At 45.6% G+C, this 19,919-nt stretch carries 15 protein-coding genes; all 15 read right to left on the bottom strand.

The annotated features are described in order from the left end of the window. Positions 1-8: 8 nt before the first annotated feature. On the bottom strand, positions 9-1,121 hold the full coding sequence (locus AACY07_RS21635; RefSeq protein WP_339477663.1) for a polysaccharide biosynthesis/export family protein: 1,113 nt from the start codon (positions 1,119-1,121) through the stop codon (positions 9-11). A gap of 86 nt (positions 1,122-1,207) precedes the next feature. Then, complete coding sequence (locus AACY07_RS21630) at positions 1,208-1,528, bottom strand: hypothetical protein (RefSeq protein WP_339477473.1); 321 nt, start codon at positions 1,526-1,528, stop codon at positions 1,208-1,210. A 222-nt stretch (positions 1,529-1,750) separates the two neighbouring features. Continuing rightward, on the bottom strand, positions 1,751-2,446 hold the full coding sequence (locus AACY07_RS21625) for a WecB/TagA/CpsF family glycosyltransferase (RefSeq protein WP_339477471.1): 696 nt from the start codon (positions 2,444-2,446) through the stop codon (positions 1,751-1,753). Positions 2,447-2,477: 31 nt separating this feature from the next. Next, positions 2,478-3,659 carry a hypothetical protein gene (locus AACY07_RS21620; RefSeq protein WP_339477469.1) on the bottom strand — a complete coding sequence of 394 codons (1,182 nt, stop codon included), beginning with the start codon at positions 3,657-3,659 and terminating at the stop codon, positions 2,478-2,480. Positions 3,660-3,695: 36 nt separating this feature from the next. Further along, the gene (locus AACY07_RS21615) at positions 3,696-5,876 is read right to left on the bottom strand and encodes a bi-domain-containing oxidoreductase (RefSeq protein ID WP_339477466.1); all 2,181 of its coding nucleotides are present in this window, start codon (positions 5,874-5,876) and stop codon (positions 3,696-3,698) included. Further along, a complete protein-coding gene (locus AACY07_RS21610) occupies positions 5,873-6,898 on the bottom strand; it encodes a hypothetical protein (RefSeq protein WP_339477463.1) in 1,026 nt (341 codons plus the stop codon). The genes AACY07_RS21615 and AACY07_RS21610 overlap by 4 nt, the downstream gene beginning before the upstream one ends. Before the next feature lie 59 nt (positions 6,899-6,957). Continuing rightward, positions 6,958-7,986: a glycosyltransferase family 2 protein gene (locus tag AACY07_RS21605; protein WP_339477461.1), complete on the bottom strand. Its 1,029-nt coding sequence runs from the start codon at positions 7,984-7,986 to the stop codon at positions 6,958-6,960. Next, positions 7,986-9,224 (bottom strand): polysaccharide pyruvyl transferase family protein, encoded by a 1,239-nt coding sequence (locus tag AACY07_RS21600; protein WP_339477459.1) that lies wholly within the window; start codon positions 9,222-9,224, stop codon positions 7,986-7,988. The genes AACY07_RS21605 and AACY07_RS21600 overlap by 1 nt, the downstream gene beginning before the upstream one ends. 66 nt (positions 9,225-9,290) lie before the next feature. After that, the gene (locus AACY07_RS21595) at positions 9,291-10,694 is read right to left on the bottom strand and encodes a Coenzyme F420 hydrogenase/dehydrogenase, beta subunit C-terminal domain (RefSeq protein ID WP_339477457.1); all 1,404 of its coding nucleotides are present in this window, start codon (positions 10,692-10,694) and stop codon (positions 9,291-9,293) included. A 77-nt stretch (positions 10,695-10,771) separates the two neighbouring features. Beyond that, a complete protein-coding gene (locus AACY07_RS21590) occupies positions 10,772-12,238 on the bottom strand; it encodes a lipopolysaccharide biosynthesis protein (RefSeq protein WP_339477454.1) in 1,467 nt (488 codons plus the stop codon). 46 nt (positions 12,239-12,284) lie between these two features. Then, entirely contained in the window at positions 12,285-13,490 is a 1,206-nt protein-coding gene (locus AACY07_RS21585; RefSeq protein WP_339477452.1) for an O-antigen ligase family protein, read from the bottom strand. A 129-nt stretch (positions 13,491-13,619) separates the two neighbouring features. Further along, a complete protein-coding gene (gene wecC, locus AACY07_RS21580) occupies positions 13,620-14,882 on the bottom strand; it encodes a UDP-N-acetyl-D-mannosamine dehydrogenase (RefSeq protein ID WP_339477449.1) in 1,263 nt (420 codons plus the stop codon). 71 nt (positions 14,883-14,953) lie between these two features. Next, entirely contained in the window at positions 14,954-16,081 is a 1,128-nt protein-coding gene (gene wecB, locus AACY07_RS21575; protein ID WP_339477446.1) for a non-hydrolyzing UDP-N-acetylglucosamine 2-epimerase, read from the bottom strand. Between the two features lie 306 nt (positions 16,082-16,387). Next, positions 16,388-18,616, bottom strand: coding sequence for a polysaccharide biosynthesis tyrosine autokinase (locus AACY07_RS21570; RefSeq protein ID WP_339477443.1), 2,229 nt, complete (start codon positions 18,614-18,616; stop codon positions 16,388-16,390). A 40-nt stretch (positions 18,617-18,656) separates the two neighbouring features. Further along, positions 18,657-19,097, bottom strand: a complete 441-nt coding sequence (locus AACY07_RS21565) for a low molecular weight protein-tyrosine-phosphatase (protein ID WP_445261396.1) — start codon at positions 19,095-19,097, stop codon at positions 18,657-18,659. Between the last annotated feature and the right edge of the window lie 822 nt (positions 19,098-19,919).

Below are 19,919 nucleotides of genomic sequence, written 5' to 3'. Positions count from 1 at the left end.
CTCAAACCTTATCGGCTGTTGGCTTCACTGAGGTTATTGCCTGCAGCAGCGCCAGTACCCAGAATGGTGGCCGATGGCAGCAATTGGCTGATCAGGCGGTTCCAGCGAGTGACTTGGGCAGGGCCCACGTACACGATATCCTGAGGTTTAAGCTCAAAATGGCTGGCGATTGCGAAGGCTACCGGTGACTCGGCATCAAGTTGAAAAACCTTGGCCGGTTGCGTCTCAAGGTTCTCTGCACCGCGAATGACATAAAGTGCATTGCCGTTAGAAGTGGTTTGATTCAAGCCCCCAACCGAGCCCACAACATCAGCCAGGTTCATGTGCTTTGTTTTGAACTTGATAGCTTGCGGAACCAATACCTCGCCCATGACATAAATCTTTTTACGGTCATTGTAAGGTAGGAACAGTTGGTCGCCGTCTTTCAAAAAAACGTCATGCAACTGTGAACCGCTGCTATTGAGACTATCAAAATCCAGAACGTACTCTTGGCCATTGCGTGTGAGTGTCAGTCCGGATAGGTCGGCATTTGCTGGCTCAATACCGGCCGCCCCAAGAGCCTCGACCACGCTTAATGGAGACGTAGTGATCGGCATTGGCCCAGCTTTCAATACAGCACCGGCAAGAATGGCCTTTTGGCTGGCGAAACGTAAAACGCTCAAATCAACCTGGGGGCTGTCGACGTATTGCTTAAGACGCTCAGCAATGGTCGATCGCAGCTCTTCAATGGTTTTTCCCGCTGCATCGACGTTGCCAATGTATGGGTAAAAGATCGTGCCGTCCGGGCGCACCAAACGGCCGTTGGCATCAATCTGTTGTTGCGGGCCGGAAGGCGCCGTCAACTCTGGATGATCCCAAACGGTGATGTACAAAACATCATTGGCGCCGATTCTGTAGGCAGCAGGCTTGAATGCCAGCAAAGCTGCTGGCACCGAGCTTGAGACGTGTGTCGCCGCGTTTTGCGCAATCAGCTTGGGGGTGATAGGGATCAGCTCGACCCGACTGCTTTCTGGTGAGTCTTCGGTTCCGATCTCACTGGTATCCAGGTACTGACCGGGCGCAAACATACAACCTTGCAGGGCGAGCCCTGCAAGTACCGCGAGCGACAAACTACGAATCATCATTGAGGACACTTGTAAAGGAAACACATCAAAATCAAATGCCTGGAGTGCTCCAGGTGGTTTGGTACCAGCAGTCGGGCAGGTACTTAACGAGTACCGGTAGTGCCAGTTGTGCCTGTAGTGCCAGTTGTACCTGTGGTACCGCCATTACCACCACCACCGCCGCCACCACCCGATGCTGCAGCAGCAACGCCAGCAGCAGCAGCAACACCTAAGCCAACTGCGGTTGTTGTGCTAACACCACCCAATACGCCGGTTGTCTCGGCCAGCGAAGTGCCAGTCGTTGCACCAGCAGCAGATGTAGCTTCAGCCGGTGCTGCTTCAGCAGTTGGGGCTTCAACAGGCTCAGCAGCAAAAGCAGATGCGCTCAGGGCGAGGGTCAGTGCAGAAACGAGAAATTTAGTCATGGGAAATCCTTTTGATGAATAGTCTGTATTTGCTGTAGTACTTGAGTGTGTAGCTGCGGTTACAAATCCACAATTCAAACCGTGAACATTCCAACATTATACGACATGCATTCCACTCAAGTGGTTTCGTTACAGGCATTTTATTTTGCAATATCTGCTCAAGAATACCCGCGCAGAGCGGCTTGGGTAGCTGACGATTTATAACGCTGTTGGTTTTTTGGACTAACGGAACAAACGTTTCCACTTTTCCTTTATCAGCAGCAAGGCAAATTTAAGGTTGGTGGTGAGGTAGCGCTTCCACATGCGGCCGGGCTCCTGAATCACACGGTATAGCCATTCCAAACCGTATTGTTGCATCCACCTAGGGGCTCGCTTGACCTTGCCAGCCACCACATCAAATGTACCGCCCACCCCCATTACAAAGTCGACACCCAACTGGTCTCGCCAGCGGTTAATGAAGTTTTCCTTTTTGGGCGACGTAATGGCAACGAACAATAGCTGTGCACCGGAGGCACGGATTTTCTCAACCAGAGCCGCCTCATCATCCCAAAAGTAGCCATGGTGATAGCCCGCTACTTTAAGGCCAGGGTAGAGCGCCAGCACATTGCTGGTGGCCTGGGACACCACCTCGTCCTTGGCCCCCAACAAAAATACCGAGAATTGATTGGTCTTGCTCATTTTCAACAGTTCATGGAACAGGTCTACACCGGCCACCCGTTCAGGCACTGAATGCCCAAGAAAACGAGCGCCCAGTACTACGCCCATACCATCAATATTGATGATGTCGCAGGAGTGGACAGACTCTTTGAGCTGGGGGTCGTCACGCATATTGACCAATTTGGCGACATTGACCACCACATGCTGGGTGAACTGCCCTGCAGTAATCGCACTACGAATGGTCTCGACGGTGTCGTCCATGGATGCGACATCCATAGGGCAGCCCAAAAATTCAATTCTTTGCATGATCAATCTCAGCGCGATATCTGTTGTAGAAAGCCATGGAGCAATAAGCCCAGGCTTGAGTCCAGCGTGTGTAGTTGATGCGGTTGGTTACCCAGCGAGTTTGTTGGTAAACAAACTGGCCTTTGTCAGGCAGATAAAGCAAATCAATGGCGCGCTGAACGACTTTGTCGCACAGCTTCAAGTCTTCAGCAGTGCTGCCCACTTTGAGTAAAGTGAAAACGGCTTGAGCAAAGCTGTGCATATCAATGGGGTAGACATTGTTATTGTAATAACGAGCGGTACCATCTTCAGTGAAAAAAGTCTTCACGTAATAGGCGTACCCGTCTCGAATACAATGATCAAACTCGCTGTCAGCCGTAGCATCACGCAGCAGGCATAAAGCTTCGAGGTTGTAGCCTGTATGAAATCCGTCAATAAACTGGTGGTGATGAAGGGCGCCATAAACCCAGGAGCCATCAGCAGATTGTTCCTGAACCGATTGACGAGCCACCTGCAGTGCTTGAGCTACCAGTTTTTCATCGCCCAGTTGTTTGCCGGCAACTGCGCACCAGGCAGCACCCCACAGGCTGGCGTTATGCACAAAAGCCTTTTCTCCGGGGATGTACGCATAAAAACTGCGCCCTCCGGTTTCGGTGTACAGCTCTGTTGAAATAAAACGCGCAGCATCCAGTGCAACATCGATCAGTGACTGATCCGCTGTAAGCGTCCCTAACTCGTGCAGGGCGCGTGCGACATAGCAGGTCGTGATGATATTGGGTTTGCCAGCAGGCACATAGAATGCACGGGCCTGCCAGTCAAAATGGTACCCCCAGCAACTGTGTTTCCATTGCTGCGGATCGCTACGTTGTGTCAACAGCCATGCCGCCAGCTCTTGCGCCTGATGTAGATACTCAGCAGCACCGGTACGGCGATAATCTTGCAGCAAGCCCGAAATAAACAGGCCTACACCTTTAGGGTTGCGCTTTTTAGGCACTCGCAGAAGCGGGCGAAAGTTTATAGGCGAGCGCTTCCCGATTTGCAGCCATGCCAAACGCACCCATTCATTGCGGTACAGGGGAGTGGCTTGCAGCAACGTACTATTCAGGGAGTCGAAGGGGTCGTAGCCCGCGAAGTCATCAGCTTGAATAGAGTGCAGAAGCTTCGAGTTTAGTGAAATCAGGTCTTCCATATCGGCTACAGGGGCATTACTGCCCCTTGATCCATATTATTCGGCGGCGGTCAGAACATCGGTATCGACAGTCAGGGATACGCCTAGCGCAAGTGACTCGACAGCCATCACGGTAGCAAGGCTGGTTGCCATCAAACAGGCGTAATCCACGCATGGAGTACCGGACTTAAGGCCTTCCAGCCATGCAGCGATCATGTTCTTCTGGCCTTTGTCCTGAACGCCCAGCTTGTGCTGCTTGGCGTTTGAGTCGCCACTGAAGAGCGTAACCTCTTTAAAGTCGTTGATCTGGGCACTGTAACCGCCGCCAAACACTTCAATATATTCCTTGGCCATCGCCTTGGAACCATCAGCGGTATAGGTGATGTTGGCAATGCTGCCATTATCAAAGGTCAGCGACAGGCACAGATTGTCATTCAGCATGGCTGACTTTTCTGCTTTGCTCGTGCCTACGGCATAGACCGTTTTTACGTTGCTGCCAACCAGAGCCGACGCCAGATCAATAAAGTGGCAGCCTTCGCCAATCATGCGGCCTCCACCCACCTGCGGGTCTTGAATCCAATGATTGCTTGGGATGGCACCTGCGTTAATGCGGATGTTGGCAACCAGCGGGCTTTTTACCGAGGCAAAATGCTCAATGACACGTTGAGTGGCAGGTGCAAAGCGGCGATTGAAGCCAACCATGACTTGGCATTTGCCAGCGCGATGATAAGCCGAGTGGATTTCACCCAGTTGCTCCACAGACAGGGCCAGTGGTTTTTCCACATAAACATGCTTGCCTGCATTCAGCGCGTCGCGAACGGCTACACCGTGAGTGTCATGACGGGTAGTGACCACAATTGCATCGGTATCGCCCTGGAGCAACTCTTCATAACTGCCTGCACAGAAACTAAAGCCGAACTGTTTGGCAACGCCCTGGGCAGAACGGCCACTGGCAGTGACCAAGCCACTGAACACAACCTGATTGCTCTGCTGCAAAGGCGGGAGCAGGCTGGCAGTGGCGTAGTTTCCGGCGCCATAAAAGGACAGTTTGACCTTGTCAGAGCTGACTACGGCGGGTTTAACGCTGATACGAGACGACTCATCAAGCTTTAGCTCAACTGGGTTGTACTGGAGCAAAATGCCCAGATACGGTTCAGTCTTGTTGCCTTCAATCAGCTGATAGGCCTGATCTGCTTCATCCACTGAGAAACGGTGAGTGATAAGCCCTTTGATATCCAACCGTCCCTGGGACACCAGAGTCAGGAAAGTTTCCATGTTGCGTTGTTCGGTAAAGCGAACATAGCCATATGGGTAGTCATTGCCACTTTCTTCATAGAAAGGGTCATAACGCCCAGGGCCGTATGAACGAGAAATAACGACGCTAATTTCTTTTTTGAAGTAATCCTCGCGTGGAATATCCATGCGCACAGCACCGACCACCACGACCCGACCTTTTTCACGGGTGACCGCACCACACATCTCGATAACGGCATTACTGGAGGTGCCAGCGCAGACCAATACGCCATCAACGCCATGCCCGGAGGTCAACGAATGGCAAATACCGACTACATCCCCACCAGGAGCAACGGCAACAGCGCCGTAACCTTCTGCGCGTGCGACCAGTGAAGGATCAAGATCGGTACCAATTACGTTACAACCGTTCGCCTTGAGCAGTTGAACGGCGATCTGACCCAGCAGGCCTAAACCTACAACCAGAAAGGTCTCGCCCAGCAGCGGCTCAGCAAGGCGTACACCTTGTAAAGCAATTGAGCCTACAGTGGTGAATGCGGCTTCTTCATCAGAGACATTGCTTGGAATCTTCACGACCAGATTCTTTGGCACTGCCACGAACTCGGCATGGTTTGCATAATCTGCGCCGCCGCAAGCTACACGATCACCCGGCTGAATACCTTCAACCAGGCCACCTGCAGCAACCACAGTACCTGCACAGCTATAGCCAAGTGGAGAAGGGGAGTCGAGTCGCGAGTTGACAGTCTGGAGAGTTTTCTTCAGGCCTTCAGTGCGGATTTTTCCGATGACTTGTTTAACGAGGTCCGGGCGAGATTTCGCTTTTTGAAACAGGCTTTTCTTGCCCATATCAATTTTGGTTTTTTCAGTGCCGGCGCTGATTACGGAAGTGCTGTTACGTACCAAGACAAATTTGTCAGTAAGAGCCGGTACCGGAACTTCATTAATTTCGACAACGCCTGTGCGGAGGGTTTGGGTTACTTGTTTCATTGGATACCTTTATAGAGGTTCAAATAGAAGTTTTCGATTTTAGAGGCGTTATCATTTTGCTCTATAACAGGAGCAGGCGTTCTAAGTTGATTTGAAATGATTTTTGCCAAAGAAGTGGCAGATCTATTTTCAAAAAGCAATACACCTTCAGGTCTTTTTGTACAATCAGACGCGATACATGGCTTATTGAGAAATAGGGATTCTCTAACTGAAAGTGCATCGCCATCGGTATTTGTGGCTCTAATGGAAATATCAGAGATTGATAGCAGTGAGTAAAAATTTATAGCTCCCAGTTGGATGTATATTACACTGCTTAAATTTCGGTCGTTTATAGTTTTTTGATAATTTTCTATTTTTTCTATATTTACTGAAGGGTCTGATATGGAGAATATTAAAACTGCTGATTTAGAAATTTCGATGTCTGAGAAGGCATCAATGCATAAGTCAAGCCCATAAAGTTCTTGATTGTTATGGTTGACTATTCTAAATGCATTCGAGGAAATAATTTTTTTACGATTTTTAATGGCGTTATTAATAAAGTGTAATATTCCTGCAGGTAGCTCTTCTGGAGAGGCTATCGATGGAATGAATGCAGGAAAGAAAATTTGTTTTAGTTTTGGTAATCGTATACGTGTTGCTATGTCTTCACTAACTAGTATGACTTTAGTAGATAAAAGGTTAAGAGTTTTTGACCAAAGCCAACTAGCAATACAACCTTTTCTCCAAGAGTGAATGGTGACGATGATTTTTTTTCTTAAAATAAATGCGCTGATTAAGTGGGTAAGCCTGAAAACTCCAACTGAAGAGTGGATGTGGATGATTTCTGCTTGGTACACTAGTTTCAGATAGGTTAGTAAGTTTAGGCTTCTTATGTTAAATATGCCGGGTTTAGTAGTTGATGACTCATCGCAAATTTTAGGATTTAACCCGGCTTGTTTGACAAGATGCGTCAAGCGTTGTATGTGAATAGAAATGCCGCCGATAGGTTCTGGGAATGGCCCGCAGATAAGGACTTTACACATGTTTTTGTAAAGATCTAAGTAATGGGGCTAAAGGTTTATTTATGGCTATTGAAAGGTTGTTAGTCATTTTCCTTCCTTTGATCGGGATTTGTTAGGACCCTAAAATTTATTTTTTCTAATGGGCTCTTAATTGGTGAAAAAAGCACGCGTATCGAGGCTGCTGCGAGAATGTGCCACGTGCAAATTGAAAACATCGCAGCGGAGAAGCTCTTTTGTTTGACTGCAAGCAATATGCAAATAGGTAGCCAGAAACCGATAAATATACCTGCAAGTAGAAATGGCGAGAAGCCATATGCCATGCACACAATTCCATACGTTAACAGAACTGAGAAATTTACGGCGAAGGGCGTTACTAGAAACCACTCATGGCGAAGAGTTTTCCACCACCACTTAGTGCCTATAGAGCTTTTCAAGAATACGCCATGCGCTGCTAGGCGACCATTAGCCCAAAGTCTTTTTATGGACTGGGTGCTACTCTCTTTGTGACCAGTATGGTATGTCGCTGGGGTTGCCAGACGTACCAGGCTCCAGCCAGAACTGATTAATCGAACGCCAAGCTCTGCTTCTTCACATGCCCTTAGGCCTCGGTGAGAGAAATATTTGACTTGTTCGATCATCTCTCGCCGGTATAACCCTCCGCCTCCGAGTGAGTTTACTAGCTGCGTAGATTGGATTTTTGAATACTCGCGTGATCTGCGAACATCAGATATAGAGCTGATATCAGTATCTATCAATAATCCCCCAACACCAGCAACATTAATGTGCTCTTGAAGATACTTGATTGCCTTATCCAAAAAACCGGGCACTATTTCCATGTCGCCATCAATCAGATAAATTAAATTCCCTGTGGACTGTTGATACCCTAATTGAGCTGCTGCACCACAGTTCCTATCATCAACGCTAGAGAATTGTATGATTTCAACAGGATATTTTTTAGCGATTTCAACAGTACAGTCTGTAGATAAAGAATCGACGACTAGTATTTCGGATTTAAGATTTTTGACCTCGTTCATAACGGATTCAATACAGCGAGCTATATTTTCCTGCTCGTTAAGCGCCTTAATTATAACGCTGACTTGTATGTCCATTAAGCACCTAGGTATTTGCAGACAATGTCAACTGGGAGTTCAGCTGATTTTTTCCATTTGGGGATTTTTGTTTGCAGTAGAGACTTAATAGAAGATTCGTTATCCACAAGAGTAGTAAAGTGTGTTTTTAAAGTTGAAAGCGAGACGTCTTGAGTATTTAAAATGTAATCGATATTGCCAAAAAGGTCTCTATTGATACCCAAGGCCTTAACGCTATAAGCTATTGATGTTGTTGGAATGCAACTTGAAAGTGCGGCGATGGTGGAGTGTGTTCTAGCTCCAATGAAGAATCTGGTTTTTGAAATGAGGTGCTTAAGTTGGGCTGCATTGAGATTCGGTGGGGCAAGTTTTACTTGCTGATTAGATATGGACATATTACCGAGTAAGCCGTTCATGTAATGGTAGTCGCTATTAATATCACTACCATTTAGTTGTCCGACGTGTGGTATTAGCACCACACCATAACCTTGCTCAATGATCCAGTTAACAAACATGATTATATCGTTGTCAAATGTCTTTCTAGACTCTTCGTTATCTCTGAATTTTCTGACTAGAGGGCTGAAATTTATTCCCACGACCCCTTTATCAGATGAGGGCATGATGTTTGAACAGTCAAAGGTTTCTGGTTGTAAAGCAAAAGCCGGATCTGTTATCAGGGATACATTGCTGAGCCCTAAGTCGGACAGATATTTTTTGCTATAACTTTCTCTAACGGATATGTGCGAGTAATCTTCCAAGTGCGTACGCATGAACTTCTCTATATGCGGCTTGTTAGTGAACGGCCCTACTGATCCTCCCCATAAAATTACTGGTACGCCATGCTTTTTCGCGCAATCAACAAAAGAAGTGATGCCATATAATGAGCCAAGACCATAGTCTAGAGTTATATTATCTCCGCCAGTCATTATCATTAAGTCGCTTTCTGCGATATCTTTAATTACCTGGTCTGAAAGCTTAAAAATGGGTCTATTAAACTGTTCTATTAATGGAATAATGCGGCGGCATCGATCCCACCAGACAATTTTTGAATTAGCGGTATTGGCTTCGACAAAGCTTATTCCTTCAGTACTACTGTTAGGCCATTGAGCACTGTCGAGACTGATTTCGCGGGATGGTGTTTTGAAAGTAACATGTGGAGATTTTTCACGGATTAGTTTTGTTATTGAGCGAATAAGAGCTTCGCATCCTCGGTTACCAAAATTATTGTGCCCTGCAAAGTAAATTTTCTTGGGAGACATGTTTTGCACCTGTAAGTTTTATATGTGTTTTAAAAAATAATGAAAGAATAATTAAGCTTGGTGTTTTTATGAGTCTATGTTTTTACGGGTTTTGAATGAAGTATATGTGTTAAGCCCTTTTTTTATTCCTCTAAGCCATCCTCTGGTGAGGCAGAAATATTTTATCTCTAAGGGCGCCATTTTTAATACAAAGGAAAAGAATGAACTTGAGTTTCTTGATTTTGAAAAATGAAACTGAGAGCGTTCGGAAATTAGTGAGCGTAATGTATAAATTTTAGATCGGATGCTAGGTACAACAAAGCTGTTTTCATTAAATCGCTTTTTGGGATACCAAATATTGTTCTCTATAGCTTTTTTTGTTCTCACAGACAAACCTTCTTGTCTATGACGGTAATTTCCTGCCTGAGATTCATAAACTTTATCGACTGTTTGTATTTGTAACTGTAACCTGCCTTCTCTCACCCCGACCTCAAGCAGTTTCGAGATTAAGCCATTTCTAGCTACTAAAATATTATTCCCGCCTGGATCACTATCAAACTCCTTCAACCATGCGTCACCACAAGCTAAATCTGCAGTTTCACCTGCGATGTCGTCGCACCAATCACAGGCTTTTGGCTTAAAATACCCGAGGCCCCAATCCATGCCATAAAGTTTGTTGGCTTGCACGGGTGTTAGTTTTCGAGTTTTGGCATCATCCGTTTTTGATACCTGAATGCTATACCTATTAGCAGGAAGGTTCGGTGTCTTAACTCGAAAGTCAATTCCGCCCAACATATTTGGAGGGACACCTTGTTGCCATCCAATCATTTCAGAAAAAGCTTTGGTTTTAAGATGTCCGCAAAAAATTGCAATGCAATATTTGATTCTTTCTGCAATGATAGGATCATTTAATGCTAAAAGTCGAACTGCCTTAACAAAGCAAGGAACTCCAACAAAGGCATATCTCAAGTTATTAAGCTTTACTTCCTTCATGACATCAGAGATATGAACTGGATAATATCTTGATTTAGAATGAGATCGAATCTCTTCTTTGGAGTGAGATATCCTATAACCAAATAATTCGCCGACTTTGTTGACTTCGCCTACATGTATAACTGCGTCGATATGATTTTGTGCCATCAGTTCATGTAAAACCCATGTGACAACTCCACCCGAACTGCCGTTTTTTCTGTATTCGCCTTCGGCTACATGACCAGCATATATTTCGTTGTAGTAGCCAATACGGGAGTCGTGCTTGTTTAATGTGCCATAGAGTTGATTGCCAATTAAGTTTTCGTCAACTGACGAAGAGAAAGGGCATACAGCATTTGCTTCTAGTAATGGTGTTTCCACACTTGTAGCTTGATACAAGCCTGTATCGTTTTCGCGGATAATTATTTCGGGGTCTTTAACAGAGCAGCCGCCGCATCCAATACAGTATCCGCCTTTTATTACTTCTTCAACGCCCCCCGCTGCAAGAGTGTTAGTCATAAGATAGTTGCCTCAATTTAGCTATGGGGTTTAAATGTAGAGTTAAGTGTGAGCAATTAGTTTTTTTGTATGTGGCTTTATGTGCATTTCTTTAATTTGCAAAAAAAAGCAGCACACTCTTTTCTATAAAATATGTTCAGTAAGGTTGATAGCCAGGTTAAGCAGTATAGAAATGAGAAACCTATTGCGACAGCGTCGCTATAGGTTGAGCTTAGCCACCATGCGCACAGAATCATAAATATGGGGGGAGGGGCATTACGAATAATGGAGTTAATGATTTCTCTTCCCGCCCCAATACCGTCAAATGCTATTCTTACTGCTATCAAATTCATGAGATTAGATACAACTGCAAAATATGCAATTGTTGTAACTATATGGAGATCCATGAACCCGCATATTGCCAGCACGCCAATGCGAAAGAAAAAATTGGCAATATGGAATTGTAATCTTATTTTTTGGCGCTTCATAACGTCAAATAGCCCTCCAAACGCTTGGGCCATCAATGTTGAAAACGCAAAGTAAGACATCCACTGAACTAGATTTCCTGCGACTAACCACTGAGACCCTAATAATAATTCAACTACATGCTCGCCTGTAACACATATAAATGAGAAAGGTATTAATAAAAAGGCGAATAGTCTCGAGTGCATGTCGACGGCATTTTTTTTAGCAACTTCTAAGTCATCATTTGAAACCAGAGATGCAAAGTGCTGAGTTACGGTAGTCGACAAGGCACTACCAAGCGCTTGAACAGGGATTGAGACCAGGCGATTGGCGATTGCATACAAACCAGCGGCCACAGGGGAGTAAAAATATCCAATCATAATAGTTGGAAGTTGTCCCATGGCGTTTATTAATAATACTGATGGTGTGTTATATATGGCATACTCTTTAAAGTTTTTAAATGTAACGCATATAGGTGCTGAAGTAATGGGTAGCTGAATCGTGTGTGTTTCTTTTTTTGTGTGGCGTATAGAAAGCAACAAGAATATGAGGGAGGTGATAACTCCGAGTATTCTTGCTATAGATAGTGATAGAGCTGATGCCCAACCAAAAGCGACTGAACCTATCGCAAGGCCTCGATCTGAAATGCTTTCAAATATTTTAGATGTTGCAACTAAGCCGAATTTTTTTTCGCGTATACACCAATATGAAACGATTGAATACAGACCTTGTGACACTACCATTATCGAAATGATATGGACTGTTTGCTGATCTATGCCTTCGCCAAAAAAGACTGCTATTTGAGAGGGGAACAAAGAGGCGAATAAGCTAATCGGCAATGAAGTTAGGAATAGAGAAATTAGTGATATTTTTGCTAGTGCTTTAGCTTGAGATTTTTCTTTTGGTATTAATATGGCTAGATGGAATCCCAATGTTGAAACTGAAGATATTATTGTTGCAATAGACAGGGTGATAGCAAATGATCCAAATTGTTCTGTGCTATAAAGTCTAGTAATTATGGGTATTGCTATAATGCCGATTAACTGAGCAAATATATTCCCACCTAAAAGCTTTGTAGTGTTTTTTAAAAAGGAGCTCATGGGTAATGCCTGGTTTGTTTTGTATTTTTTGCCCCGGTATTTTTCATTAGATTGCCTTGTTCCGGGAGTTATATAACCAGAGGATATATAGTAATGTGCCACCCATGGTGATATTCCATGCTTGGGTGAATAAGCTTAATGGTAATAATGAGATCGTAAATGACATCAGGAAGGCATAACAGGCTGCGGAGAAATAGTTTCGTTTTTCACTGCGATTAAATATTTTCCTAAATGTGCTAAAGCATTTAAATGTTAGTGTGAACCATAGTAAAAACCCAAGTATGCCAAATTGGCCTAGTGAAGAAAAAACACCGGTATCAGCAACGTTAAATGCTGTTCCTGGATATAAAACATTATTTGTACTTCCAGTAGGGGACATCATTCCTACGCCCCAGCCATTACTATCGGCATATAATTTAAATAAATACATTATTGACTCAATGCGCACGCCGATATTGCTTGAGTCATCACTTATGGACATGCCCATCATTTTGTCGATATATTGGGCAAAGACTGTAGGTAGTATGATCAATGCTCCTGCTATTGCAGCAACGCTGATGCCTAGACTTTTTTTGGTTATTCCAGCGAGATATAGCAAGCTACAAAATGCTACTGCAATGGCTAAAAAGCCAAGACGGCTCTCCATAATTATGGTCTGTACAAAAAATAAAAAAACGGCAACTATGATTAAAAATAGTTTTTTTCCTGCTGTTTGCTTTCCAAACATGATTAAGGAAGCAAGGATTACAAGTCCAAAAATAACTTCGTTTTTCAATAGTACAATCCTTCGTGCGCCTTGCCCGAAGAATGAAGAAAGGCGCTGGTACTCGTTCAGAAAGGTGAAATTAAATAGCCTATCACCCAAAAGCAGAGTCGAAATTATTACTGCTGTTAGCATGAATGCAGTAGCTAACTCTTTTTCTTTGGCTCCAATGATGTAGAAAAAGTAGAAGATAAATATTGGAGCGTATGCATATAGAGATGGTAGCCAGTCACTTATTGGCTTAGGGAATATAAAAAAAGCAGATCCGGCTGAAACTAAAAAAACCACTAAAAAAATAAGTATTGGGTAGAAGAAATAGATATTTTTAGCGCTTTTTTTGGCGATGCTTAATTTAAAAAAAGTTAAAAATAATGAGCCCACCATTAAGGCTGCGTAGGCCCATCGCATCAGAACTTTATCAGCGCCTACGACGCTAGTTAGCAATGCATCTGACTCTAAAATCACTATGACAATTAATGCCGTCTTCAAATATGAGAATGTTTCCTTCTCGGGATTTTTTGTTCTACTTGGGAGGCCCGTAGGATACATTATGATAAAACCTTTCATTTTGATGTGTGCGAGGATTGCTTAGGGGGTTTAGAGTCAATGGTATCGGTATTACCAGATGCCCTTTGTGTCAATGATTACATTGCTTGCTAGTTGATATTTGGATATGGATTTGAACTCTTTGTGATCAACTAGAAGCACTACAATGTTTGCTTCCTGCAAAGCATGCTCTGAATTTGTTAGTTCGAGTTTCTCTTGAAGATTTTTTGGTAGAACTTCAATATTTGGCTCTACTACTAAAACTCGACCCGCGTGGGCTTTGGCAATTTTTTGAGTTATCGCTGCAGCTGGGCTTTCGCGTAAATCGTCGATGTCAGGCTTAAATGCTAAGCCAAAGCAAGCAATAGTAACTTCTTTAGAGGTTTTATCTGGGTTAGCTTGTAGGAAATCAGCAACCGCTATTTTTACTTTATCAATTACCCATTGTGGCTTACTGTCATTGACTTCGCGAGCTGTGCGGATTAAGCGAGCTTGTTCAGGTGTTTTACTGACAATAAACCATGGGTCTACTGCAATACAGTGACCACCCACTCCTGGCCCAGGTTGTAGAATATTAACGCGTGGATGACGATTAGCCAGGCTAATGAGTTCCCAAACATTAATATCGAGTTTGTCGCAGATCATGGAAAGTTCATTGGCAAAGGCAATACCTACGTCGCGGGAGCTGTTTTCTGTTAGCTTGCACATTTCTGCGGTACGGGCATTGGTCACTATACATTCGCCCTGCACGAAAATTTTATACAGGCTGATTGCAAGTTGTGAACACTTCGACGTCATGCCACCGATCACGCGGTCGTTCTGTACGAGTTCGCGCAGTACATGCCCTGGCAATACACGCTCTGGGCAGTGAGCAATACGAATATCAGAATTCTCGCCATGGGTTTGCGGAAAACTCAAGTCTGGACGTGCTTCAGCAAGCCAAGCAGCCATTTGCTCGGTAGCGCCAACAGGGGAGGTAGACTCCAAAATGACCAGATCGCCCTTCTTCAAGACTGGGGCAATGCTTTTACTGGCAGATTCGATATAGCTCAGGTCTGGTTCGTAATCGCCCTTGAAAGGCGTGGGTACGGCAATCAAAAACGCATCAGCGGGCTCTGGATGAGTGCTTGCGCGCAGATAACCTTCAGTGACTGCTGCATGCACAACCATATCCAGGTCAGGTTCAACAATATGAATTTGTCCGCGATTGATGATGTCGACGGTATTCTGATTAACATCGACCCCGATCACTTGTTTTTTACGCGAAGCGAAAACTGCTGCTGTTGGCAAACCGATGTAGCCGAGACCGATGACGGAAATAGTTGTGAAAGGCATGGAGCATCCTTGACTAAGATAGAGTGCTTTTAATATTTAATCGGAGTAAACATTCTGCGCATGGCGCTTGATTAACTTGCGTGATTGCTGATCAATGCTTCCAGAATACGCTGGCATGCATTGCCATCGCCATACGGATTGTGTGCATAACTCATGTCACGGTAAGCTGTTGTATCAATTAGCAAGCGATTAAGTTCACGTACGATATCGGTAGTGTTGGTGCCGACAAGTTTAACGGTGCCTGCTGATACGGCTTCTGGTCGCTCGGTAGTGTCACGCATGACGAGTACTGGTTTACCTAGAGACGGGGCTTCTTCCTGGATGCCTCCGGAGTCAGTCAAAATGATATATGCGCGAGTCATCATGTGAACGAAAGGGAGGTAGTCCAGTGGGGCAATCAGGTAGATATTGCCAATACCTTTCAGCAGACGATTCACAGGTTCACGAACATTGGGATTAAGGTGAACCGGGTAAACGATATCAACTTCAGGGTGCTGCTGTGCAACCTCCATAAGTGCCTGGCAAATGCGTTCGAAACCGTCACCAAAACTTTCACGGCGATGGCCTGTTACAAGAATCAGTTTGCGAGATGGATCTAGAAATGCTGCGGGCGCAGAAGCTTGAGCTAATAGTTCAGGGTCTTGATCTAGTCGCTTGACGACATCCAAAAGGGCATCGATAACAGTATTGCCTGTCACAACGATATTGTCCGGGTTGACGCCTTCGAGCAACAGATTGTTCTGAGAGGTTTCTGTAGGTGCGAAGTTGAGTTTGGCTAAGGCGCCGGTGAGTTTGCGGTTGCCTTCTTCAGGCCAAGGCGAGTAAAGGTTACCAGTGCGTAAACCGGCTTCTACGTGTGCCACTGGAATCTGATGATAGTAAGCAGCCAAGCTGGCTGCAAATGTCGTGGCTGTGTCGCCATGAACCAGCACAATATCCGGCTTGAATTCGGTCAGTACAGCTTTTAAACCTTGCAAGATAGCAGTGGTTACATCAGTAAGGTCTTGACCAGGCTTCATAATCTTCAAGTCGAAGTCAGGGCTTATGGCGAATAACTCGAGCACCTGATCGAGCATTTCTCGATGTTGACCGGTAACACACACTTTTGCCTCAAAACGCTCGTCTGCCGCAAGTGCCAGTACCAGCGGGGCCATTTTAATGGCTTCAGGTCGAGTACCAAAGATACACAAGGTCTTCATAGAACGTTCCTTTATCTGTACGTCAATAAATTTTAGACATCTTCGATTGATGCTTTGCCTTTTGCGAATACGTCTTAAATGAAGTCTCTTATAGCTTCATTGCAACTTAATGCTTCAAGTTATACTTGCGGAATTAACATGATAAATATGGGGTTTTTCTCGATTAGGCACGCTACCGCCCCAGGATTACTCGCAAGTCCCTGAAAGCGAAAGTTGGCTGAAATTGTGTATGCTATTTAATTAATGCAGTAAAAGAGCGCCCCTAAATATTAAGGGCGCTCAATAAAATGTTAATTGGCTCTGTTGTTAAACGCGATCCGACTTGTACTCGTAGTTGTAATAACCATATGCGCCGTAGCCATATTTGGCCGATGCACGTTTCTCTACGCCATTGAAAATTGCCCCTTTAAGTTCAATACCATTTTGGGCAAAGCGACGCATGGTCAATTCAATTTCGCGAGCTGGGTTTAATTCAAAGCGAGTAACGATCAGATTCGTGCCTGATTGGCGACCAACAATGGCTGCGTCAGTTACAGCCAAGAACGGTGGTGTATCTAGAATAACCTGGTCGTATTCGGCACTAATTTGCTCTAGGAAATCACTGAAGTTTTTATGCATCAACAATTCTGAAGGGTTCGGTGGGATTTGCCCACGGCCGATAACGTCAAGATTTTCGACTTCAGTTTTGTGTATGGCGGTGGCTAGGTCGCAACGTTTTGCCAGTACATCGGACAAGCCGTTCTCTACAGGAATACCAAACATTTTATGGATATAGCCTTTGCGCATATCCACGTCGACCAGTAATACTTTTTGTCCCGATTGCGCAATTACTGCTGCGAGGTTGGCGGAGACAAAGGACTTACCGACTTTGGGGCTAGGGCCCGATATCATCAACCGATTGTTGTTGGCTTCCAGCATTGCAAAGTGCAGGCTGGTTCGCAGGCTACGCAGCCCTTCAATTGCCAGATCCGTCGGATGGCTACTTGCAAGCAAAGGGGTGACGCGAGTACCACGGCCATTAATACTTTTATCGTCTTCGACTTTTTGCAGCGAACTAAATGGAATCGAGGCATATACAGGCAAGCCAAGTTTTTCAATATCATCAGGGTTTTCTACGCCACGGTTAAGCGCTTTACGAAACAGCACATAACCAACCGCTAGAAACCCACCGAATAGTGTTGCGATCAAAACAATCAATGTTCTTTTCGGTTTCACTGGATTGCGCAGGTCTACATCTGCAGTGTCGATGAGGCGTACGTTACCCACTGCACCTGCTCGCATTACATCTAGTTCTTGGGATTTGTTCAGTAGTTGAGTATAGATTTCGGTACTGACTTTTAAGTCGCGAGTTAAGCTGAGTAGCTCTTGTTGTGTGCTAGGAAGTCCTTCAACTTGCTTAGCTAAGCGTTGTTGCTTGCTTGTCAATTCTGCAAGTTGCCCCATCAATGCGCGATATGCCGGATGCTGTGGGGTAAATTTACGATCCATCTCGGCTTGCTGAAGTTTAAGAGTTGAGATGGCCGTGTCTAATGACACTATCTGATCAAGAATTGCTTTAGCTTCAAGGCTAATATCGATTGATTTGCTACGAATCTGAAACTTGTTCAGTGCGTCTTCTGCTTTTTCGAGATCTTTACGCACTTGTGGCAGCTGATCTTTCAAAAAGCCCAAGCTTTGAGCTGCTTCGGCAGACGTGCGTTCAATGTTTTGTAAAACATACAAACGAGCTATTTCATTAAGGATCTGAATGGCGTTAGCGGGCTCAGTGCTTTCGAGTGCCAGTCCGACCATCCCAGACTCTTTACCGCGTTCGGACACATCCAGTACTTTCTGGTAATTCAGGATTGTAGTCAGGCGAGGACTACGAACCAGATTAAAAGTAGTTCCGGGGTTGGCACGCAAGTCTTCAACATGCAGTTCGATACCATTGCTACTGATCTTCTGACCTACCTGGCCTTTGAGCAGAAGATTATCATCGGCATCTAGCAGGGTAAAATTACCTGACTCTCCGTTGACTAGAGTTAGTTCCGTACCCAGTAGCTCCTGAGGCAGCTCGAATTCAGCAAGCTTCAGTTTTTCGCCACCCCACGCGAAGCTGTCCATGCCGAACATCGGGCTGGCCACACTGTTTTCTGCATCAGGTTTAAAGCGACGTGCTACAAACTCGCCGATCAGCGGGAAGTAATTAGGTTCAACCTTAATATCCAACTTTAGATTGTCGACAGCAGCACCGATATTTTTACGGGACTTGATCAGTTCAATCTCTGTTGCCGATGGCGATTCTTTACCCAGCATGCTGCCGATATCAGAGAAGCCCAGCATATCGTTTTTCTTGGCTTCAACCTGGATCAACGCATTCGCCTGGTACACCGGTGTAGCGAGCAGGGCATAGGCAACACCTGCAGCCATAAAGACGCCGGTCACGCCTGCAATCAGCCATTTATGATCGATGAGCGTGCCCAACAACCCCATCAGGTCAATTTCGTCGTTGTCGTCATCGTGCTCATGGGGCTTTGTCACAGGTGCTTGCTGCATAAGTCGGTTCTTTATCTTCACAGGTAATTCGAGGGATGGCTCAGCGTTTGATCCGCTGGGCCCATGCATTTACTGCGGCGTCGATCAGCGCATACGCGTGGACAAAGGCTGGCTTGCCTTGACGGTACGGGTCGTTGATTTCGCGGTTGTCTTGCCATTTGCCCAGCAGGAACACTTTGCCCCGTGCCTCTGGAGAGATGCTTAGGACACCACCAATATGATGTTGTTCCATGACCAAAATAAGATCGGACTCATTTATGGCAGCAGCCGTCAGCTGGGTGCCGCTGTGCTCGGGCACGATGTGGCCGTGCTCTTCGAGGACCAGGCCTGCTGTGGCTTCGATGGGCTTGTTTTTTACGGCACTGAGGCCTGCGGAACTCACGACGATGTCGGAGGGCGCCAGTGCGACCCGCATGAGATGTTCGGCGGTGGGGCTGCGGCAAATGTTGCCAATGCAGACAATCATGATTCGTTTAAACAAGGCAGCTTCCTTTGTGCCAAACATGCTCAGCCGGCGAGAGCATTTAACGATTCGTCACGACCAATATCCCCGATCCAGGAGATGGCAGTGCCTATCAATAAAGGCTGCCCGCATCAGTTTGATGTGGCGATGGCCTGGGCGGGAGCACAGTGACTCCTGCTTTATTACAGATAATGGGCGGTACGAAGTTGAACAACGAAAATATTAACTGCGAAACGATTGCAATATCAACCTTTAAATCGGCAGAGATTTATATTCAGGCTATATAGGCGTATTTCAATATTTATTGCCTGACAATAAATAACATTTTGGCCGTTCCCGACTAAAAATAACTCCGCCCAATGGCAGGTGCCTGGAGCCGGGCCCTGTGGTAGCGGGCACTGCTCAGGGCGGTGTGGCGACCCTTGCCTGGGCCTTGTACGGGCGGGGAGGTGTGCGCTGGCCAGTGTGAGTTGGCCTGAAAGCGAGTCGTGCCGGGGGCGTACCGTGCCTTGTGGTCGGTTTGCCTGTAGCGATAGTGGCATTCTGATATGTCTGTGTAAATAGCGCCGCTGAAGCTGTTTAGTGTGTGGCACTTGGTTAGAACATTGGGTCGAGATTATTGATGCATCGGGTATATATGTTTTCGGTTTTAAGTTTGGTGAATAAGTGAGTTCTTATATAAGTGTTTGTTTGTTCTTTACGCTTACTTGGGTGTTTGTGCGGTTGTGAGTTACTGCGCAGAAGGTTGGGCCTGGTGATCCTGTGTATCCGGAGTCTCGGATCGGTTCATGCGGCTGCTGCGGCGCATGAAGCCTGACGCAGCCTCGCGCTGATCGTCAG

This window comes from Pseudomonas sp. RL_5y_Pfl2_69, assembly GCF_963970465.1.
In the GTDB taxonomy this organism is placed as follows: Bacteria; Pseudomonadota; Gammaproteobacteria; order Pseudomonadales; family Pseudomonadaceae; genus Aquipseudomonas.
Note: the sequence above shows the minus strand (reverse complement) of the source record. Positions and strands in the feature narration are given on the sequence as shown.